The sequence below is a fragment of the Halorubrum sp. CBA1125 genome (assembly GCF_009742825.1).
GTDB lineage: Archaea > Halobacteriota > Halobacteria > Halobacteriales > Haloferacaceae > Halorubrum.
The window spans coordinates 1-1,528 of the sequence record NZ_WPCE01000344.1 but is presented as its reverse complement, the minus strand read 5'-3'; the positions used below and the strand labels follow the sequence as shown (position 1 = coordinate 1,528).

Below are 1,528 nucleotides of genomic sequence, written 5' to 3'. Positions count from 1 at the left end.
CCGACGGCGGCGACGGCGACCCGTCGGGGGTCGCGACCGCGAGCACGTCCGGGGCGTCCCGGCGGGCGAGAACGGTCACGTCCCGGGCCGGATCCCGCGCGACCATGTCGAAGGCGCCGACCCTGTCGGCCGAGAGCGCGACGCGGACGACGCCGGCGCCGGTCGCGACGTACGCGTCGGTGCGTCCCGCCGACCCGGCGTACACGCGCTTTTCGTCGATCGAGATGTCGTCCTCGGCGGGGGCCATCGCCGCGTAGTTCGCGGTCGACCGCCATATAAGCCCCGCGTGTGATCGGATGCGGATCGATTGGCGGCGATCCGTACCGGGCGGCGTCGAAGCGATCCGCGCGCCGCCGGGCGTTCCGATGCCCATTAGGCGGGCGACCGCCTACGCCCGGTAGTGCACTCGGTCGCCGCCGACCTCGTCGCGCTGCTCGCCGACGTCGCCCCGCGGCTCGCGCGGATCTCGGCGTTCATCGCGTCGGGGTCTTCGCCGCCAACGTCGCCGTCGCGTTCGGGTTGGTCCGGTACGTCGCCGGCCTGTCCGGGCGGCTCACCCGCCCCGCCAACCTCCCCGACGAGGTGGGAACGGCGATCCTCACGACCGCGGTGTCGACGACCGCGGGCTACGCCACCCTCGCCGAGTACCGCGAGTCGGGGCTGCTCGACGACCGGGCGACGCTCGTCGCCGTCACCATCAACACGTTCTTCGGGTTCGTCCAGCACGTCTTCACCTACTACGTCCCGGTGATGATCCCGATCCTCGGCGCCGAGACGGGCGTCGTCTACGTCTCCGCGCGCGCCGGGATCGCGCTGGCGATCACCGTCACCGGCGTCCTCGCGGGCGGGGTGCTGCTCTCCGAGCGCAACGTCGACCGCGCGGCGCTGGGGGAGGTCGACGCGAGCGGTCCCGAGGCGGACGACCGGACCGCCCGCGAGCGCCTCCGGGAGGCCGCCGAGAAGTCGTGGTCGACGCTCCGCCGGATCGTCCCGCGGCTCGCCGTCGTGTACACGGTCGTGATCGCGCTCGTGACGAACTACGACGTCGAGGCGCTGACGAGCGTCGCCGAACCGATCACCGGACTGCTCGGCCTCCCGGGGGCCGCCGTCCCCGTCGTCGCCGTCTACACTCTCGACACGACCGCCGGGGCGGTGACCATCGCCGGAACCGAAGCCGGCACGTTCACCACCCGGACCGCGGTCGCGACGCTGCTCATCGGCGGCATTCTCTCGTTCGCCGTCTCGACGTTCCGCCGGTCGATCCCGTTCCAGTACGGGATCTGGGGCGCCGAGTTCGGCACGAAAGTGATCGCGGTCAACACCGCGCTGAAGCTCGTCTTCATCACCCTGACCGTCGCGCTGTTGCTCGCGCCGGTGTGGTGAGTCGGAACGGGAGAAGGCCGGCCCGCCGTCAGGCGTTCACGAACGGCTCCCAGCCCTCCCAGCGCAGCAGCGTCTCGGCGCGGTCGGCGTCCGCGAGCAACACGTTCCGCCGGTCCGGGAGGGCGTCGTCCGCGAGCGGTCGGGG

General features: G+C 72.7%; 2 pseudogenes. One reads left to right on the top strand and one right to left on the bottom strand.

What is annotated here, in order from left to right:
* Positions 1 to 247: pseudogene (locus GJ633_RS16530) on the bottom strand (hypothetical protein); the annotation flags it as partial.
* Between the two features lie 153 nt (positions 248 to 400).
* Here GJ633_RS16530 and GJ633_RS16525 point away from each other — a divergent pair.
* Positions 401 to 1,383: pseudogene (locus GJ633_RS16525) on the top strand (nucleoside recognition protein).
* Positions 1,384 to 1,528 lie beyond the last annotated feature (145 nt).